General features: G+C 69.4%; 15 protein-coding genes and 3 pseudogenes. 12 read left to right on the top strand and 6 right to left on the bottom strand.

Annotation, left to right across the window (positions count from 1 at the left end; translation table 11 throughout):
• Nucleotides 1–28 precede the first annotated feature (28 nt).
• Nucleotides 29–3,682, top strand: coding sequence for a discoidin domain-containing protein (locus tag KIS93_RS06325; RefSeq protein WP_080046716.1), 3,654 nt, complete (start codon nucleotides 29–31; stop codon nucleotides 3,680–3,682).
• 722 nt (nucleotides 3,683–4,404) lie between these two features.
• On the opposite strand, the gene KIS93_RS06320 is transcribed toward KIS93_RS06325, so the two are convergent.
• Nucleotides 4,405–5,019 carry a TetR/AcrR family transcriptional regulator C-terminal domain-containing protein gene (locus KIS93_RS06320; protein WP_230466153.1) on the bottom strand — a complete coding sequence of 205 codons (615 nt, stop codon included), beginning with the start codon at nucleotides 5,017–5,019 and terminating at the stop codon, nucleotides 4,405–4,407.
• Between the two features lie 420 nt (nucleotides 5,020–5,439).
• Between KIS93_RS06320 and KIS93_RS06315 the strand changes: the two genes are divergently transcribed.
• Nucleotides 5,440–5,916, top strand: a complete 477-nt coding sequence (locus KIS93_RS06315) for a DUF6326 family protein (protein ID WP_080038568.1) — start codon at nucleotides 5,440–5,442, stop codon at nucleotides 5,914–5,916.
• Between the two features lie 305 nt (nucleotides 5,917–6,221).
• On the opposite strand, the gene KIS93_RS06310 is transcribed toward KIS93_RS06315, so the two are convergent.
• The gene (locus KIS93_RS06310; RefSeq protein WP_080038567.1) at nucleotides 6,222–6,623 is read right to left on the bottom strand and encodes a hypothetical protein; all 402 of its coding nucleotides are present in this window, start codon (nucleotides 6,621–6,623) and stop codon (nucleotides 6,222–6,224) included.
• Between the two features lie 870 nt (nucleotides 6,624–7,493).
• Between KIS93_RS06310 and KIS93_RS06305 the strand changes: the two genes are divergently transcribed.
• Nucleotides 7,494–8,510: a zinc metalloprotease gene (locus tag KIS93_RS06305; protein WP_080038566.1), complete on the top strand. Its 1,017-nt coding sequence runs from the start codon at nucleotides 7,494–7,496 to the stop codon at nucleotides 8,508–8,510.
• A 4-nt stretch (nucleotides 8,511–8,514) separates the two neighbouring features.
• Here KIS93_RS06305 and KIS93_RS06300 read toward each other — a convergent pair whose 3' ends face one another.
• Together KIS93_RS06300 and KIS93_RS63080 are read right to left on the bottom strand one after the other, a co-directional pair.
• Complete coding sequence (locus KIS93_RS06300; RefSeq protein ID WP_155127069.1) at nucleotides 8,515–8,889, bottom strand: hypothetical protein; 375 nt, start codon at nucleotides 8,887–8,889, stop codon at nucleotides 8,515–8,517.
• A gap of 337 nt (nucleotides 8,890–9,226) precedes the next feature.
• Entirely contained in the window at nucleotides 9,227–9,634 is a 408-nt protein-coding gene (locus KIS93_RS63080; protein ID WP_222107287.1) for an alpha/beta hydrolase family protein, read from the bottom strand.
• A 17-nt stretch (nucleotides 9,635–9,651) separates the two neighbouring features.
• Between KIS93_RS63080 and KIS93_RS06290 the strand changes: the two are divergent.
• Nucleotides 9,652–10,023: pseudogene (locus KIS93_RS06290) on the top strand (LysR substrate-binding domain-containing protein); the annotation flags it as partial.
• A 58-nt stretch (nucleotides 10,024–10,081) separates the two neighbouring features.
• Nucleotides 10,082–10,269 (top strand): annotated as a pseudogene (locus KIS93_RS06285) (IS5/IS1182 family transposase); the annotation flags it as partial.
• On the opposite strand, the gene KIS93_RS06280 reads toward KIS93_RS06285, so the two are convergent.
• On the bottom strand, nucleotides 10,248–10,829 hold the full coding sequence (locus KIS93_RS06280; RefSeq protein ID WP_080038565.1) for a GNAT family N-acetyltransferase: 582 nt from the start codon (nucleotides 10,827–10,829) through the stop codon (nucleotides 10,248–10,250). The pseudogene KIS93_RS06285 and the gene KIS93_RS06280 overlap by 22 nt on opposite strands.
• 278 nt (nucleotides 10,830–11,107) lie before the next feature.
• Here KIS93_RS06280 and KIS93_RS06275 point away from each other — a divergent pair, with 278 nt between their 5' ends.
• The 7 genes and pseudogenes from KIS93_RS06275 (at nucleotide 11,108) to KIS93_RS63070 (ending at nucleotide 15,327) form a co-directional block, all read left to right on the top strand.
• Entirely contained in the window at nucleotides 11,108–11,260 is a 153-nt protein-coding gene (locus tag KIS93_RS06275; RefSeq protein ID WP_155127063.1) for a hypothetical protein, read from the top strand.
• The gene (locus tag KIS93_RS67315) at nucleotides 11,257–11,661 is read left to right on the top strand and encodes an ATP-binding cassette domain-containing protein (protein ID WP_080038564.1); all 405 of its coding nucleotides are present in this window, start codon (nucleotides 11,257–11,259) and stop codon (nucleotides 11,659–11,661) included. Before KIS93_RS06275 ends, KIS93_RS67315 begins: the two co-directional genes overlap by 4 nt.
• Before the next feature lie 134 nt (nucleotides 11,662–11,795).
• Nucleotides 11,796–11,975 carry a hypothetical protein gene (locus KIS93_RS67310; protein ID WP_281261948.1) on the top strand — a complete coding sequence of 60 codons (180 nt, stop codon included), beginning with the start codon at nucleotides 11,796–11,798 and terminating at the stop codon, nucleotides 11,973–11,975.
• 14 nt (nucleotides 11,976–11,989) lie between these two features.
• A pseudogene (locus KIS93_RS06260) lies at nucleotides 11,990–13,189 on the top strand (cytochrome P450).
• A gap of 57 nt (nucleotides 13,190–13,246) precedes the next feature.
• A complete protein-coding gene (locus KIS93_RS06255; protein WP_080038563.1) occupies nucleotides 13,247–14,623 on the top strand; it encodes a serine hydrolase domain-containing protein in 1,377 nt (458 codons plus the stop codon).
• A gap of 93 nt (nucleotides 14,624–14,716) precedes the next feature.
• Nucleotides 14,717–15,088, top strand: coding sequence for a DUF1707 SHOCT-like domain-containing protein (locus tag KIS93_RS63075; RefSeq protein WP_222107286.1), 372 nt, complete (start codon nucleotides 14,717–14,719; stop codon nucleotides 15,086–15,088).
• The gene (locus KIS93_RS63070; protein WP_222107285.1) at nucleotides 15,073–15,327 is read left to right on the top strand and encodes a hypothetical protein; all 255 of its coding nucleotides are present in this window, start codon (nucleotides 15,073–15,075) and stop codon (nucleotides 15,325–15,327) included. Before KIS93_RS63075 ends, KIS93_RS63070 begins: the two co-directional genes overlap by 16 nt.
• An 81-nt stretch (nucleotides 15,328–15,408) precedes the next feature.
• Here KIS93_RS63070 and KIS93_RS06245 read toward each other — a convergent pair whose 3' ends face one another.
• Nucleotides 15,409–17,319, bottom strand: a complete 1,911-nt coding sequence (locus tag KIS93_RS06245) for an APC family permease (protein ID WP_080038561.1) — start codon at nucleotides 17,317–17,319, stop codon at nucleotides 15,409–15,411.

The raw sequence follows: 17,319 nt of genomic DNA, 5'->3' as shown, positions 1-17,319 counted from the left end.
TTTGAACAGCACCCCCAAGGAGCCCCTCGTGCGTGATGATCTCACCGCCGCCGACTCCGGCGGCCCGTCCCGGCGGACGTTCCTGCGATCGGGCGCGGCCGTGCTCGCCGCCGTGAGCCTGACCGGCGCGCCGCCGCGACCCGCGGCGGCGGCGGCCGGCGAGGCCTCCGACCTCGCTCTCTACCGGCCGGTACGAGCCTCCTCGACCGCCTACGCGCCCACCCCCGCCCACTTCGCCGTCGACCGCATGGCCCGCCGCAACGTGTACGGCAGCGGCTGGCGGGCCGAAGACGGCGATGCGCAGTGGATCGCCGTCGATCTCCAAGGACCCTGCCGCGTCGAAGCGATCACGCTCGTCTTCGAGACCGCGGAAGGCGACCAGATCTACCAGCCGTCCGGCGACGTCAACAACCCCCGCAACGGCACCACCGGATGGGAGGTCCTGTCCAGCTACGCCACGACCTTCCGCATCGACTCCTCGCCGGACGGACAGCAGTGGACGCCGGTCCACGAGGCGAGCACGAACACCGGCGGCACCGTCGAGATCACCCTCCCCCAGCCCGTGACGACCCGCTGGGTACGCATGGTGGGCCTCTCGCGCTCCAATCCCCATCCGCTCGGCCTCAACTCCTTCCAGGTCCACGGCACGGCGCTCGGCACCAGGCCCGCAGCGACGGGGTGGACCGACTGGACCAGCGGCGCCCGGCCCGTTCCCGCCCTGCGGGTGGAGGCCGACGGCACCGTCCCGATCGAGTCGGGCTGGAACGTGACCCTTCAGGAGTTCGCCGGCACCGAAGACGGCGCCGCGCTCTCCACGCCCGGCGTGGACACCTCGCGGTGGCTGCGCGCGCAGGTGCCCGGCACGATCCTCGCCTCGCTCGTCGCGAAGGGCCACCTCCCGGACCCCGTGCGGGGCTTCGACAACCTGCGCTGCCCGGAAGCGCTCAGCCGCAACTCCTGGTGGTACCGGCGGGCTTTCACGCTGCCGAGGCGTTTCCCGGCACGTGGCCGCGTCTGGCTGGAGCTGGACGGCATCAACCACCACGCCGAGATCTGGCTCGACGGCACGAAGGTCGGAGAGCTGACGCACCCGTCCGCGCGCGGCGCCTTCGACGTGACCCGGCAGCTGGCCGACGACCGCGAGCACGTTCTCGCCGTACGGATCGACCCGATGCCCTTCCCCGGCAGCCCCGGCGACAGAGGATCGGACGGCAACTCCTACGCCGACGCCGGGTCGGACATCATGATGCGCAACGGCCCGACCTACCTGGCCGTGTCCGGCTGGGACTGGATGCCGGCGGTGCGCGATCGGGTGATGGGCATCTGGAACCACGTCCGCCTGCGCTCGACCGGCCCGGTGCTCCTGGGCGACCCGCACGTCAAGACGTCCCTTCCCGGCCTGCCCGACCGCTCCAGGGCCGAGGTCACGCTCACCGTCCCGGTGCGCAACGCGGCGCCGGCGGCGCAGACCGTCAAGGTGCGGGCCAGGCTCGGCGGCATCCGCGTGGAGCGCACCGTTCAGGTCGGCGGCGGCGCCAGTGTGGACGTGGTCTTCGCGCCTGCGGATTTCCCCGCCCTACGCGTGACGGACCCGCGGCTGTGGTGGCCCAACGGGTACGGCGAGCCGGCGCTGCACGACCTCGACCTGACCGTCCTGGCCGGCGACGCGGTCAGCGACCGGCGCACGCGCCGCGTCGGGCTGCGCGACGTACGTTACGAGTCCGAGAACCCCATCAGGTTCGAGCCGGGCGCCAACCGCGTGCAGCAGCACGTCGACCTCCAGCGGCAGCGCGCCCGCCATGTACGCATCCAGGCCGGCAAGCGCGCCACGAACTGGGGCGTGTCGTTGTGGACCCTGTCGGTCGTCGACCGGCGGAACCCTGGCGTGGACCTCGCGCTCAACGCCGCGGCCACCGCCTCGTCGACGGACTCCCCGGCCAACGCGGCGGGAAACGCCGTGGACGGCGATCCCGACACCCGCTGGTCGTCGGCGTACTCCGACAACCAGTACATCCAGCTCGACCTGGGCAAGGAGACGGACTTCGACCGGATCACGCTGCTGTGGGAGACCGCCTACGCCTTGACCTTCACCGTCCAGGTCTCCCAGGACGGCCAGAGCTGGACCGACGTCACATCCGTCAGCAACGCCCCGCAGCAACTGAAGATCTCCGTGAACGGCGTGCCGGTTCTGTGCCGCGGCGGCAACTGGGGCTGGGACGAACTGCTGCGCCGCATGCAGAACGGCCGCATGGAAGCGGTCATCGAGCTGCACCGCGACATGAACTTCACGATGATCCGCAACTGGCTCGGCAGCAGCAACCGGGAGGAGTTCTACGCCCGCTGCGACGAGAACGGGCTGCTGGTGTGGAACGACTTCTGGAACGCCTGGTTCCTCGACCCGCCGGACCACGCCCTGTACCTGGAGCACGTGCGCGACACCGTCCGCCGCTACCGGTCCCACCCGTGCATCGTGGTCTGGTGCGGCGCCAACGAGGGCACGCCGTCGGGTGAGATCGACGAGGGCGGGCGGCGGGCCGTCGCCGAGGAGCACCCCGACGTCCTCTACATCAGCAACTCCGCCTCCGGCATCGTCAGCGGCAGCGGGCCGTACGCCTGGATCGACCCGCGGCAGTACTTCTCCGCCGCCACCTACACCCACGGCACGTTCGGCTTCCACACCGAGATCGGCATCCCGACGGTGCCGGTGGTCGAAAGCATGCGCAACCTCGTCGGGGACGAGGAGGGCTGGCCGATCAGCACGGTGTGGAACCACCATGACTGGGCCACGCGCGGCGGCCAGCATCCGCAGAGCTACAAGGCCGCGATCGACGAACGGCTGGGCGAGTCGCACTCTCTCGAAGAGTTCTGCGCCAAGGCCCAGTTCGTGAACTTCGAGAGCATGCGCGCCATGTTCGAGGCCTGGAACGCCCACCTGTGGAGCGACGCGAGCGGCCTGCTGCTGTGGATGTCGAACCCCGCCTGGCACAGCACGGTCTGGCAGACCTACGACTACGACCTCGACGTCAACGGCGCCTACTACGGCGCCCGATCCGGCTGCGAGCCGTACCACGTGCAAGCCGACCCCCGTACCTGGGAGGTCCTCGCCGTCAACCACACCCGCGACCCGCTGCGGGGCGCGGTCGTCGAGGGCGACGTGCTCGACCTCGCGGGCAAGCCGCTGGCCGGACGCAAGCGCGCCGTGATCGACCTGGCGGCCTCCGCCACCGCCCCGGCCTTCACCCTCGAACGGCCGCCGGCCGCTCCCCCGCTGCACCTGGTCCGGCTGCGCCTGCTCGGCCCCGGCGGAAGGACCCTGTCGGAGAACACCTACTGGCGCTACGGCGAACCACAGGACCTGCTCGCCCTGAACCGGCTGTCCGGCGCGCGGCTGCACCTGACCGGCGGACGCACCGCCGAGCGGGACGGCCGGCTGCAGATCACCGTGAACCTCCGTAACAGCGGCGACGTGATCGCGCCCATGGTACGGCTGTCCCTGCGCGACCACCGATCAGGCGATCGGGTGCTCCCTGCCACCTATTCCGGCAACTTCCTGTGGCTCCTGCCCGGCGAGCGACGGGACATCACCATCACCTGCCCGCGCGGACAGCGCCGCCGGGGTGACCTGGAGGTGACGGCCCAGGGCTATCGCACGCCCCTGGCCTCAACCCGTGGACGCGCATGAACGTCCCCGCAGCCGCTCCCCTGACGGCCGGGCCCGGCGTCGCGGGCGCGAATGATCGCCTCGGCCCGTCTCGGCGACCTGCAGCTTGCCGAAGATGCTGGAGACGTGGTTCGCCACCGTCTTGACCGAGATGCCCGGGCGCGCGTGCCGCCGCGCGCGATCCCCGGGTGCAGGGCGATGTGGTCGGCCGCGCGGACGAGGTCCTCCACCGCGCGCCGGTGGCCGACCTGCGGGCCGTCCACGCGGAGCTTCTTGCGGCCAGGTGGGCGAACATGACCGGAGATCTCGTACCCCTCGAGCATGCCGATGAGCGAGATGCGGACACCCGACCCCTGCCGTCTCGATCGAGCGGGCGAGGTGGTGCGCGCCGATGGTCTCCAGGATGTGGTCGGCCGAAGACCACGATGACCTCGGCGCCGTGCACCGCGACAAGCTGCAGACCGAACAGGGCGACCCCGCCCGTGCCCAGAACGACCCACCGTCTGGCCCGCGTGCACCCGGCCCTGCTCGACCAGGGCGGTCCGGTCCGACAGGCCGGCCATCGGCAGCGTGCTCGCTTCGACATCGCTGAGCCTCCGGGCCGCCCATCCGGTTGCCGGGGAAGGTCCTGGCATCCGGGCTCGCCGGGTGGCCTGCGCGGCACTATGGGAGACCTGGCAGACACCACCACGCTCGGGAAGTTCCTGCGCATCCGGCGCGGCAGGCTCACGCAGCGTGGAGGCTCACGTGGGCACTCTCAGGGGCTCGAGGGCGGCTAGGACGAGGTCGAGGCCGAAGGTGAACTCCTCCGCCGGGTCGTAGCCGGCAGCGGCGAGCACCGCGGCGGACTCGTTGAGGTAGGGGAACTCGTCAGGAGGAAGCTGGGGCAGGAAGACGTCCTCGGCCATGTCCGCGAACTCATCGGCGCCGTCGAACGGCAGGCCGGCCTCCTGAAGGGCGAAACCGTAGACATAGCTGTCGAGCAACCAGTTGGCGTGCGTCGCCATCAAGACCGAGAAGCCGGCCCTCCGCAGGCAGGCGGTGACCGCTTCGCGGTGGCGGAGGTTCGCGGGCCCGGGCGATGTCCGCGACTCCATCAGGCCGATCGCCCACGGGTGGCGTGCGAGAACCTGCCGGGCGGATATCGCCCGACGTCGCATCGCCGACTGCCAGTCGGTCCCTTCGGGCGGGAGCTCGATCTCCTCGAACACGACGTCGATCATGGCGTCCAGCAACTCCTCCTTGCTCGCCACGTAGTAGTAGAGCGACATCGCGCCCGCGCCGAGCGCGCGAGCCAGCCGGCGCATGCTCAGCTCGGCGACCCCCTCGCGGTCGGCGAGCCGGACCGCCTCGGCCACCACCCGCTTCTTGCTCAGCCCCGCATCTGACGCGACCTGACGTCGTTCCCTTGCCGGCAACGGGTCTCCTCACTCCCTCGGACGGCTTGACAGCCGTTCGACCTACAGTCATCGTACATCGTACGACGTACGATGTACGAACCCGCGAGAGTCTCAGCTCGGACGTGCGGAGGCTTCTGTGGGAATCGAACAGCGATCGAGTGCCGGCGCACGCCTGGCGCCGGGGGCGAGTCCCGCCGGGGCGACGACGATGCGGGCCGCCGAAGGGCACCGCTACGGCCTGCCCTCAGCGCTCGAGTCGTCCGAGGTCCGGGCTACCGCTGCCCGGTCGAGGCGATGTGCTCATCCAGGTGGGCGCGGCCTCGGTACATCCCTGCCGCCGCTCCGGCGCAGGGACCGCTCCTCTCGAAAGAAGAACCGATGACCATCCGAACGAAAACCCCGAACCTGCTCGACAACCCGCCGGTCCCCGTGCAGGCCAAGCTCGCCGCCGCATGGACCAGCTTCATGTTCCTCTACATCTACGTCGACTACTTCCACCTCCACAAGCCCGGCGTCATCGACAACCTCCGCGTCGGCGTCGTCTTCGAGTTCGACATCAGCCCCACGTTGTTGACCATGATGCTCGCGTCCGTGGCGATCCCGGCCCTGATGGTGATGCTCTCCATGACGCTGCCCGCCCGGATGAACCGCGCCACGAACCTCGTCGTTGCATCGCTCTACATCCCCTACTCGGTGTTCAACGCGGCAGGCGAGTCCTGGAACTGGGCCCCCTTCTACGGCCTCTCCATCGGAATCGAGGTGCTGCTCCTGGCCTTCGTCCTGCGCTCCGCCTGGACCTGGCCCCGAACCTCCACCGTCCCAGCCGGTCCCGCGACGACCGACCTTCGACAGTAGGTGTCCGTGTAAAACCCCACGACGTGAAGCCCGCCGCCGCGAACACAGGGCCGACCGTGACCAGCTCAGTCGCGGTATACGCAGAGAACCTGCTCACGAGGTCCGGTGTCCACGCCAGCCGCGCCCGCAGGCCAAACGGTGGCTGACCGACCAGCAGACCTCCTCCAACCAACCGCAACGACAAAAAGGGGCACTAGCTCGCTTAACACCGCAGCCAGCAGGCTGGTCGATGGTCAGCTCTGGTTGATGGCGCCGAGGTCGGAGGACAGCGCGGGACCGTCGGACCTCAACATCGCGTACGGACTCTAATCGACGCGTTCGGCGTTGGAGTCGTAGCCGCCCCCGCCCGGGTACACCCAGGCTCCGGTGAGGGCGCGGCCGTCGGTGCTGAAGACGCCCTGGAAGTAGGCGGGAGAACCCCGCTCACCCGCCCAGATGGTGAGGGTGTCGCCCTCGAGTTCATAGGTGTAGTCGAGGGTGCTGCCGTCATCGCCGTAGTAGCGGGACTTGATGTCGGGGCTGGGCTCGGCCATCAACCTCCGCTCCCGGCCGATGATCTCGAAGCCGTGCGTGTCACCCAGCTGGACGTCCTGCTGCAGGAAGAAGTCGTTCAGCCAGCGATAGGTCACCGTTCCCTCATGCCCTCCGGTGATCTTCCAGGTGCCGACGAGCCTGTCCAGAGCCTGCAGTGCCGGGTCGTTGACCATTGAAATCTCCTTCCGGTGGATCGTCACCTCTACTGACGGACGTCGGCGACAAAACTCATCGGTCCTGGCAGGCAGCGTTTCGGCGGCTCTCGGGGACGGAACGCTGGCCAAGCCACCCAAGTCGTCCACACGGCGCCACGGATGAGGCCAAGCCTGCTGGATCTGCCGCACGCGCTCGTGGCTGATCACGACGACGTGCCGGTGCCGTGGGGGGCAGATGCTCCAGGACGTGGACGACCAGCGGATAGCGCCAACGACAGACCTCAGTTTGGCGCGGCGCCGCATGGTTGTCGGAGAAAGGACAGGCGAAGCCTGTTCCGTTGTGGGGTGACATGTGATTGTTATACGACCCAGGCGCCTTTACAAAGTAAGTATGGCCTGCGTCGCACGAAGACCCGCAGCACCTCTCCACGTCCGCCACCTCGGCCGGCCTGCAGCTCCCGCCGCAGCACACGGTGACGCACCACCCGCCCGTGAGGGATGATGACGGTCATCTGTTGGATGTGCTGCTGGACCGTCTCCTGCTGCGCGGGGATGAGACGCCCGAACGCCCGCCTTCCCGAAGCGCATTTGACGGCGCGGGAGTTGAACGACGCAGTGCGATAGGTCATTATGGTCGCTCAAAATTTGATCATGCGCTGGTATTTCTTAGCAGAATCCTCGAGTCCCCTCACGATTTCTCGAGCGAGCCCGCAATTTATGAGCCCTTGACGCTTCTGGGTGCCCTGGGTAAGTTTGAGGCATTCGTTCTCAACCGGGGGGCTGACGTTTCTTCTCTTTGATTTTACGCTGACGTCAGGGAGTGTTTCGGGCGTACATTTACTCGGCCGCTTGGTTGCGATCCGTGCATTTACTGGGGGAAGGATCCACGTGGTCAAGAAATCACGGCGCCGCATTGTCGCGATCCTCGCGTCGACGGCGCTCGTCAGCGCGGGCATGACAGGCGCCGCCGCCGCGAACGAACGCGATCAGCTCGCCCCTCCAAACTCTGCCGCCGGTCCGTACGTGGACCCGGAGGCTCAGCTCGCCGAGGTACGGGCGGCCCAGCTGCACGCGGACGGCAGATGGGCGGGCTCGGCCGATCCAGGCAAGAAGGCCTTACATCCGGAATCGAGAGAGGACCTCTACCCGAAGTTCACCGACGTCCAACTGGCCGCACGGGTGGCGGAAGACCAGAAGCGGCGCGCGAAGGCGCCGGCTCCTGACCCCGACGCCGGTGAGGTCGTGGCGACGGAGCTCGTCGCCGAGGGTCTCAGGGTCGACATCTACACGCCTCCGCCCGGGATGAGTCCCGAGTACCTGGCCGACATCCTGCGCAAGCAGGGCAAGAAGGGTATCGAGGTGGTCAAGTACGGCAAGGCCACCGCGATGGCGCCGGGCGACTGCGCCTACGGGAGCGCCCGGTCGTTCACCTGCCCGGTCGCGTTCTGGACCAACAACGGGTTCGAGGATCCGCTGGTCCGGTTCAACGATCACACGCCGGCACAGTGGCCGGTGACGAACGCCGTGTACAAGTGGAACCAGACGCCCAACATCGACAGCGCGTACCGGTTCAACAGTTGCCCGTTCCAGGCCGGCGCGCGGTGCGTCGACGTCGTCAACGCGAACTACGGCGCGGTGTGGACGGGGCGCTGGAGCGGCTTCTTCCCGACGGCCACCCAAAGCGGCCCGTACCGCGAGAACGGGCAGGTCATTCAGCTCAACGACTACTACACGCCCGCCGGATGGACCCGGAACAACACCATCACCCACGAGATGGGGCACGCTCTGGGCCTGGGGCACAACGTGTACAGCAACGACGTCATGTACTACCAGGCGAACATGCGTGAGGACATCGGCGGCGAGAACCCCGTACTTCTCGCGTCGATCTACTCTATCTACCGCTAGCCGATCACTGGCAGGGCGGCTTCGGCGCCGCCGCTGACGGTGTGAAATCCGCCGATCCGCCCTGCCATCTGAACCGTGCGAGATCGTCGTTCACCAATTCCATCGTCCCGGCGGTTTCGTCCTTGCCGCCGGGATGCGGCTGTTCTACGGGTGTCACAGCCACCCACCAGCGTCCACCGAATTGTGCGGACCGGATTCCGCAGTGCGTGTACAGAACGAACGGGTACTTCTGACCGACCGCCGGTGACTCCACGGAGCCGACACCGGTGGCGGACGTATTCGTGGTGAAAGGCGCAGGACTTCCGCCGGACGGTGGCCCGGCCGCGCCGCATCCGGCGATGACGCCTGCAATGAATATCGCGCCGACAACTTGTCGCATATTCCATAGGGTAGAGCATTTATTTTGGGGCGCAGAGTAATCGGCTGACCGGTCTTTGCCTGACCGCGGTGAGTTGCCGGCCGAGCTCCTCGATCCGCTGCTGGGCTTCGGCCTGCCGCCGTGCCAGTTCCTCCAACAACGACCCCATCGCTACCACCGCCTCACACGCCTGCACCCGCGGTGGACGACGGTGGATTCTTCTGTCTACAAGGCGACTTTCAGCCGCTGAACCTCGGCCGGATCCATCGCGCGCCGGCTGCCGCGTCGGGGCCGGCGAACGTGCGGCCGCAGGCCGAGGTGGGCTCGGCGGAGGCCGAAGCCGATCGGTTCCTCCGGCTCATCGGCGCCCTGCCGTGCGCGGGAGCCGTTCGATGCCGCTGCCGCCGAGGCGCTGGAGCGGCGCATGCCTGCGTGGTGAGGTCCGCATGGGCTGAACGCACGTTCCGCATGCCGCACGACGCCGCCGGTGGCGAGGAGGAGTCCGGGTGCCTGCCGCAGCTCCTCGACGTAGGCGGGGGTCGGTGGACAGCGGGTTGATCCGGACGGCGCCGAGTGCTCCGGCGTCGCCGAGGAACAGGCCCTGTCCCAGCGCGGTGGCGTTCTGCGGCGCGTTGAGGTAGTCGAAGAAGCGCGGCCGCCCGCCGGGAACGAACGCGGACAGGTAGACGAGCCGGTCCACCAGCTCGGGCGCCCGCTCGGCGGCGAGCGAGGCGGGCCCGCCGCCCGCGCTGTGCGCGACGAGCACGAGATGGCCACCAGCGGCAGCATGGCAGCCAGTTGCGCGACCAGCGGCTCATCGTCTCGGCCGCCGGCGACGAGCCCGCCGTCGCCGCCGCGCTGCGCACACTGCTGGGCGCGGACTCCCCCGCGCTGACCACCGCGACCGCCGCCAGGGACGTGCACACGATCGTCGGCCTGGCCGCCTCAGGCGTCGGCGTCGGGCTGGGGCCCTCCCGCATGGTGTCGGCCCCACGTCCGGGCACGTGGTTCTGCGAGGTGACGCCACGCGTCCCCCTGCCCGACCTGGTCCTGTCGTTCGCCGCCGCGGACCGCTCCCCCGTGCTGGCCGCGTTCCTCAACGTCATCCGGCGCCACCGCCCCATCGTCGATGTCCGCAGAGGCCGCCCTCCGTGAAGCGGAGCGCGGGCCGGCCCGCAGTCAATCGTTGACGTCGGCCTCGTACAGGCGGGGCAAGGGCCGTAACAAGCCCGCTTCCCAGAAGGCGGCCGACCGCGCTCACACACCATTACGCGGGACGGGCGAACGCCCAGCTCAAAAGCTGGCACATCCTCCGCAAGCTCCGCTGCTGCCCGCACCAGGCAGGCGCGCTCTGCAAGGCGATCGTCTGTTCTGCGGAACTACGAGCTCACCCGAGGATGAAAGGGGGCTGAACGGCTGTGAGGAACGTCATCGAGAGCGATCCAGTAGCGGCGCTTGACCCCGATCTCGGTGCTGCGCACATCTTCCAGGACACCGCCGTTGTGTTCGATGGTGCGCGCCGAGCCGACGTTGCCGTCGTCACAGGTGAGAAGAACTCGGTCCAGGCCGAGCGCCGGCGCCTTGAGCAGAACGGCTCCCAGCGCCCACGTGGCCAGTCCTTGTCTTCTGGCAGAAGGCCGGATGCTGTAGCCGATGTGTCCGCCGCCTTCCAGCAGAAAGGCGTTCAGATAGTGTCGAAGGTCGATGGCTCCGAGGTAGGTTTCGCCGTCGACGATCCACCAGTGGGTGGCATGGACGCGTCCTTCCCCAACCGGCCGTGACCGGTCTGACTGCTGGTGAAGTCGCTCCACCCATGAGGCGAACCCTTCCGGGCTGTTGAGGTCATCGTCGGCGACCAGACGTAAACCGGCCCCGTCCTGGTGAGCACCAGGCTGCCACTCGTCACGTGCTGTGAGCCAGGAGGAATGCAGCCGTACCGTGGGGGCGATCAGTTCCGTCATGCGATGGACGATAACACCCGCCCCCTGTGAGCAGGCACTTTGTGCTGGCGCGAGCGGCGGACGCGTCGCCTGGGCCCATCCTCGCCCACGTGGTGGCGGGCTCGCTCGCGTACAGCGATCAGGTCGCCCGTACCTCCATGCTCACACCTCAGGTATCCGGTATTGCTAGGTACCAGTAGTAAGTGTTACTTTGTACCGGTAGTCAGCACCACCGAGTAGTAGAGAAAGGGCTTCCTGGCCGAACGACTCCAGCAGCTGCGCAAAGGAGGCACGTAGCCGTGGCCGACGCACCGAAAAACCGCTCTCTGCACTGCCTGGAGCTGGTCACCGGCTTCCTGGAGGACAAGAAACGCCGGCGGCACTACAAGGCCCGCGTCGAGGGGCTGCCCGACGGCTACCGCGCCGCACAAGAGAACAGGACGACGCGATGATCACCCAGCAAGCTCCGGCGATCCAGGTGCACGGCCTGGAGAAGGCGTACAAGGACCTGCGCGTGCTGCGCGGCGTGGACTTCGAGGTCGCGCGGGGCAGCATCTTCGCGCTGCTCGGCTCCAACGGAGCCGGCAAGACCACCGCCGTGAAGATCCTGTCCACGCTGCTCAAGCCGGACGCCGGCACCGCCCGCGTGAACGGCTTCGACGTCGCCACCCAGGCCGCGGACGTGCGCGAGTCGATCAGCCTGACCGGCCACCGGCCTCGACCCGCAGGCCCGCAGGCCCGCATCGAGGTCTGGCAGGCCGTCAAGAAGCTCGCCCAGGGCGGCACCACCGTCCTGCTCGCTTCCAGTCCATGCCGACCGCCCGCTCGTCGGTGTTGTGGGCGCACATGCTGACCTCGCTGGTCGCCAACCTCGTCTCGCTCGTCGTCGTCATGCTGGTGGCCCTGCTCATGGGCTTCCGCTCCAGCGCGGGGTGCCGGCCTGGCTGACGGTGGCGGGCATCCTCATCCTGTTCACCCTCGCGCTGAATGGTGCTGCGCGTCTTCGCCGACAACCAGCCGGTCACCTCCATCGTCAACGCCGTGCGCGCCCTGTTCGCCGAGCAGCCCGTCGGCAACGACATCTGGATCGCCCTGGGCTGGTGCGTCGGCATCCTCGTCGTCGCCTACGCCTTCGCCATGAACGCCTACCGCCGCAAGATCTCCTGAAAGGAACCACCTTGATGGACCACACCCTCGCCGCCATGCCCACCACCCGCCGGCCCGGCTGCCCGTTCGACCCGCCCCAGGAGCTCGTCGAGGCCCGCGCGCAGAGCCCGATCAGCCGCTTCACCTTCCCCGACGGCCACCAGGGCTGGGTGGTCACCGGCTACGACCTGCTCCGCTCGGTCCTCGCCGACCCGCGCTTCAGCTCCCGCAAGGAGCTCATGAAGCACCACCCGCTCATCGACTACGGCGACATCGAGGTGCCCCCGGCGCCGCCCGGCGAGTTCCTGCTGATGGACGAGCCCCAGCACAGCCGCTACCGCAAGCCCCTCGTCGGCAAGTTCACCGTCCGCCGCATGCGGCTGCTGACCGAGCGGGTCGAGCAGATCACCGCCGAGCACCTGGACGCCATGGAGAAGGCCGGCCCGACCGCCGACCTGGTGACCGCCTTCGCCAAACCCATCCCTGCCATCATGATCTGCGAGCTGCTCGGCGTCCCGTACGAGGACCGCGACCGCTTCCAGGAGAACGTCGACAAGTTCATGAACGGCGAGACCAGCGACGAGGAGCTGATCGCCGCCTACCTCGCGGTGCAGCAGTACCTCGGGGAGCTGGTGGTGGCCAAGCGCGCCCACCCGACCGACGACGTGCTCAGCGAGCTGACCGACAGCGACCTGACCGACGAGGAGCTGCAGGGCATGGCCCTGATCCTGCTGGCCGCCGGGTTCGACACCACCGCCAACATGCTCGCCCTGGGCACCTTCGCCCTCCTGCGGAATCCCGACTAGCTCGCCGCCCTGCGCGCCGAGCCGGAGCTGGCCGAGCGGGCGGTGGAGGAGCTGCTGCGCTACCTGAGCGTCGCCAAGCAGTTCTTCCGGGTCGCGCTGGAGGACGTCGAGCTGGGCGGCCACACCATCAAGGCCGGCTCCACGGTCATCCTGTCGATGAGCGCCGCCAACCGCGACCCCGACCGTTTCACCGACCCCCACAAGCTCGACCTGCACCGGCAGAAGGGCGGTCACCTCGCCTTCGGCCATGGCATCCACCAGTGCCTGGGCCAGCAGCTCGCCCGGGTCGAGATGCGGGTCGCCTTCCCCGCCCTGGTCAACCGCTTCCCCACGCTGCGCCTGGCCGTGCCCGCCGACCAGGTCGCGCTGCGGCCGGAGACCGCCGACATCTACGGCGTCAAGAGCCTGCCGGTCACCTGGGACGCGTGACCCGGCCGGCGACGCCGGACAAGCCCACCTGTCAGATCGTTCGAGAGGAACACCACCATGACCAGCGGAACACCCGAGCAGGGACACATCGGGCGCCGGGCCGTGCTGAAGGGAGTGCTGGGTGCCGGCACGCTCGCCGGCACGCACGCCGCCTTCACCGGCCCCGCCGGCGCGTCCGTGGACGAGACGGGGCACGACGGCGAGCGCGGGGTCGAGCACGGGGTCGAGCACGGGGTCGAGCACGGGTGGGGCAAGGTCGCCGACGCGTTCCGCGCGAACTTCCGCGACCCCGGCGAGGTCGGCGCGGCGTGCAGCGTCTACGTGGGCGGCCGGCCCGTCGTCAACCTGTGGGGCGGCCTGGCCGACCGCGAGGCGCGGCGGCCGTGGCGCGGGAACACGATCGTCCAGGTCGCCTCCACCACGAAGGGCGCCACCGCGATCTGTGCCCACCTGCTGGTCCAGCGCGGCCTGCTGGACGTGGACGCCCCGGTGGCGCGGTACTGGCCGGAGTTCGCCGCCGCGGGCAAGGAGGAGATCCCGGTGCGCTGGCTGCTGTCGCACCAGGCGGGGCTGCCGATCGTGGACGGGCCGCTGACGTTCGAGCAGGCGTGCGCCTGGCACCCGGTCATCCGCGCGCTGGAGGCGCAGAAGCCGCTGTGGCGGCCGGGCACCGAGCACGTCTACCACAGCGTCACGTTCGGGTTCCTGATCGGGGAAGTGGTGCGGCGGATCACCGGCAGGTCGCTCGGCACCTTCTTCGCCGAGGAGGTGGCCGCCCCGCTCGGGCTGAGCGCCTGGATCGGGCTGCCGGCCAAGCAGGAGAGGCGGGTGGCCAAGCTGCACGAGAGCGCCCCGTTCAGCTACGAGGAGCTGCTGGCCGGGCTGATCGCGACCACCGGCCTCGACGCGGAGACGGTCACCGCCTGGGTGAACGCCGTATGGGCGCCCGGCTCGGTCCAGGCCCGCGCCGGCGAGCTGGGCGGCGCCCTCACCGATCCCGCGGTGTTCGGCACGCGGGCCTGGCGCGCCGCCGAGTTCCCGGCCGGGAACATGCTCGCCGACGCCCGGTCGGTGGCCCGCATGTACGCCGCCACCGTCAGCGACGTCGACGGGGTACGGCTGCTCGACCCGCCGACGGTCGAGCGGATGACAGAAGTGCAGACCGCCTCGACGCGCATGCACGGTCTGCCGCCGGGCCTGAACGTCCCGGCCGACCGCTCCTTCTGGATGTCGCTGGGGTTCTGGCGGGCCTGCCCGCCGATGCCGCTGACCGGACCCGCGTCGTTCGGCCATCCGGGCTCCGGCGGGTCGATCGGCTTCGCCGACCCCGACGCCGGTGTCGGCTTCGCCTACGTCACGAACCTCTGGAACTACCGCCCGGACGACGCGCGCGCGGCGAACCTGGTCAGAGCCGTCCGCTCCTGCCTCGGCTGACCGCGACCCGGCACCCCGTCCGGGATGGGCAAGGCCGCTCCGGTGAAGGTGCTCCACGCGTGTCACCGTCACGGGCTGACGGAAGGAGAACCGATGTCGCAGGAGATCCCCGTGCAGAATGTGGAGAAGTCCTTCTCGCCGGCGCTGCGCGCGTCCGATGCGGACCGCGACCGCGTGACCGAGCTGCTGCGTGCCGCCGTCGCCGACGGCCGCCTCGACCTGGCCGAGTTCGACGAGCGGCTGGACGCGGCGCTGTCCGCCCGTACCATCGACGCGCTGGCCCCGCTCGTCACCGACCTGATCCCGGTGCCGGGCGGCCTCGGCGGCCCGCAGTGCGGGCCGAGCCGGCCGCCGGCCTGCTCACCATCAAGGAGCGGCACGGTACGGTGCGCCGTGACGGCCGCTGGACGCTGCCGCGCCGGCTGGCGCTGCGCACCGCGTGGTGCGAGGTGCTGCTGGACCTGACCAGCGCGGTGCACAGCACTCCCGAGCTGGTCATCGAGCTACGGGTGAGCGGCGGCGATGTGGAGCTGGTGCTCGCGCCGGGCATGGTGGTGGACGCCAACGAGCTGTCGGTACGGCACGGCACGCTGGCGATCAGCGGGGACACCGGCGGCAAGGCACCGGAGAGGTTGCGCATCCGTCTGACAGGCCGGATGCGGCACGGCCGGCTCGGCGTCCGCTGGCAGGCGCCGCAGCCGTGAGCGGCATGACGCAAGGCGATGCGCTCACCTGCCGGCCCGTCCTGGGCGGGTCCCCAGCCGGCGGTCAATCTCGCTGATGGCTCATCCGACGTGGACGTGCGGGCGGCGCTGCTGGTCGGGCTCGGCCTGCCGCAGCACCTCCCTGGTCAGCGGCGGTACGTCGCCACCGCCGAAGACGAGGTAGCGCAGCATGGCCACGACCGGGTTGCCCTCGCCCCAGTGGAAGTAGATGTGCGGCACCGAGCCGGTACGGTCGCGCAGGTAGAGCAGGAGGGCGGCGAGCGTGTTGGGCACGGCGGAGCTCTCGATGGTCAGGATCTTGTACCCGTACCGCTCCTCGCCCTTGACGTGCAGCTCGGTCTCGAACTCGGAGGCGTCCGGCACGGTCACCTCGACGAAGAGCGCGGGCTCGGCGCTGCGCAGCCGGTGGGTGATCCAGGTCTCGTGCAACTTGTCGTGGTACTCGGCCTGGTCGCGGGCGTGCGGCTCGTTGGCGATGACGTGCACCTCGCCGCACAGGTCGTTGACGAACCGCTCGGCGAGCGGGTCGAGGCGCACCTCGGTGACGCGCAGCTCGGTGGAGCGGGTGGCGCGGGAGATCAGCGAGGTGACGACGATGGCCGCGATGAAGAACGAGGCGATCTTCACGCCGTCCGGCCGCTCGATCACGTTGTCGACCAGCGTGTACGCCAGCACCGCCGAGATCGCGGCGAACCCGGCCGCCGCCGCCCGCTGCCCCTTCTTGTACGCCGACAGCGTCACCGCGACGGCCGCCGAGAGCATGAGCACGAGCACGCCGGTGGCGTACGCGCCGCCCTGGGCGTCCACGTCCGCGTCGAAGATGATCGTGATGGCGAACGCGATCGCGGTGAACACCAGCACCAGCGGCCGGACCGCGCCCGTCCACTCCGGCGCCATGCCGTAACGAGGCAGGTAACGCGGCACGAGGTTGATCAGCCCGGCCATCGCCGACGCCCCGGCGAACCACAGGATCGCGATCGTCGAGACGTCGTACGCGGTGCCGAACCACTCCCCCAGGTAGCCGTGCGCCAGGTAGGCCAGCGCCCGCCCGTTCGCCCTGCCGCCCTCCTCGAACTCGGCGTGCGGGATCAGCACGGTGGTCACGAAACTCGACAGGATCAGGAACCCGCTCATGATCAGCGCGGCGGTGCTGAGCAGCCGCCTGGTGCCTCTGATCCGCTCGGCAATGTCGCCCGCCACGACCGGCATCACCGCCACGCCGGTCTCGAACCCGGACATGCCCAGCGCCAGCTTCGGCATCACCAGCAGCGACAGCCCGATCATGGCCAGCGGGCTGGAGAAGTCCAGGCTCAAGGCCCGCTGCCAGTCGACCACGACCTGCGGCGCCTGGATGACGTGGATGATCGCGGTGACGACGACCACGGCGTTCAGCCCGAGATAGACGAACACGAGCAGCACCGCGATGCCGATCGCCTCGGTGAAGCCCAGCAGGAACACCCCGCCGAGCGCCGCCAGCAGCACCAGCGTCACCAGTACCCGCTGCCCGTGCAGGAAGTCCGGCACGAACGGGTTCTCCAGGACGTGCGCGGTCGCGTCGGCCGCCGACAACGTCATCGTGATGACGAAGTCGGTGGCCGCGAACCCGAGCAGCGCCAGCACGAAGAACTTGCCCCACCACTGCGGGGCCAGCTTCTCCAGCATCGCGATCGAGCCCTGACCGTACGGGCTCTCGGCGGCGACCCTGCGGTAGACCGGCAGCGCGCCGAGCAGCGTCAGCGCCACCAGGAACAGCGTGGCCAGCGGCGACAGCAGCCCAGCCGCGAGCGCGGCGATGCCCGGCTGGTAGCCGAGGGTGGAGAAGTAGTCCACGCCGGTCAGGCACATCACCCGCCACCACGGGTGCTTGATGTGCGGGCCGTGCTCGATCTGTTTGCGGTCGGTCTGCAGCCCCTGCAACAGCCAGGAACGCAGCGTTCCTTCCGTGGGAGCCGGCCGTTTCGCCAGCACCAT

It is taken from the genome of [Actinomadura] parvosata subsp. kistnae, assembly GCF_900323885.1.
Taxonomy (GTDB): Bacteria; Actinomycetota; Actinomycetes; order Streptosporangiales; family Streptosporangiaceae; genus Nonomuraea; species Nonomuraea composti.
Note: the sequence above shows the minus strand (reverse complement) of the source record. Positions and strands in the feature narration are given on the sequence as shown.

Excerpts from the sequence above, each read along its gene's own strand:
- KIS93_RS06315 (WP_080038568.1), top strand. The coding sequence starts at position 5,440 with ATGACCATCCGAACGAAAACCCCGAACCTGCTCGACAACCCGCCGGTC.
- KIS93_RS06310 (WP_080038567.1), bottom strand. The coding sequence starts at position 6,623 with ATGGTCAACGACCCGGCACTGCAGGCTCTGGACAGGCTCGTCGGCACC.
- KIS93_RS06300 (WP_155127069.1), bottom strand. The coding sequence starts at position 8,889 with ATGCGACAAGTTGTCGGCGCGATATTCATTGCAGGCGTCATCGCCGGA.
- KIS93_RS06280 (WP_080038565.1), bottom strand. The coding sequence starts at position 10,829 with ATGACGGAACTGATCGCCCCCACGGTACGGCTGCATTCCTCCTGGCTC.
- KIS93_RS67315 (WP_080038564.1), top strand. The coding sequence starts at position 11,257 with ATGATCACCCAGCAAGCTCCGGCGATCCAGGTGCACGGCCTGGAGAAG.
- KIS93_RS67310 (WP_281261948.1), top strand. The coding sequence starts at position 11,796 with ATGGTGCTGCGCGTCTTCGCCGACAACCAGCCGGTCACCTCCATCGTC.
- KIS93_RS06255 (WP_080038563.1), top strand. The coding sequence starts at position 13,247 with ATGACCAGCGGAACACCCGAGCAGGGACACATCGGGCGCCGGGCCGTG.
- KIS93_RS63075 (WP_222107286.1), top strand. The coding sequence starts at position 14,717 with ATGTCGCAGGAGATCCCCGTGCAGAATGTGGAGAAGTCCTTCTCGCCG.
- KIS93_RS06245 (WP_080038561.1), bottom strand. The coding sequence starts at position 17,319 with ATGGTGCTGGCGAAACGGCCGGCTCCCACGGAAGGAACGCTGCGTTCC.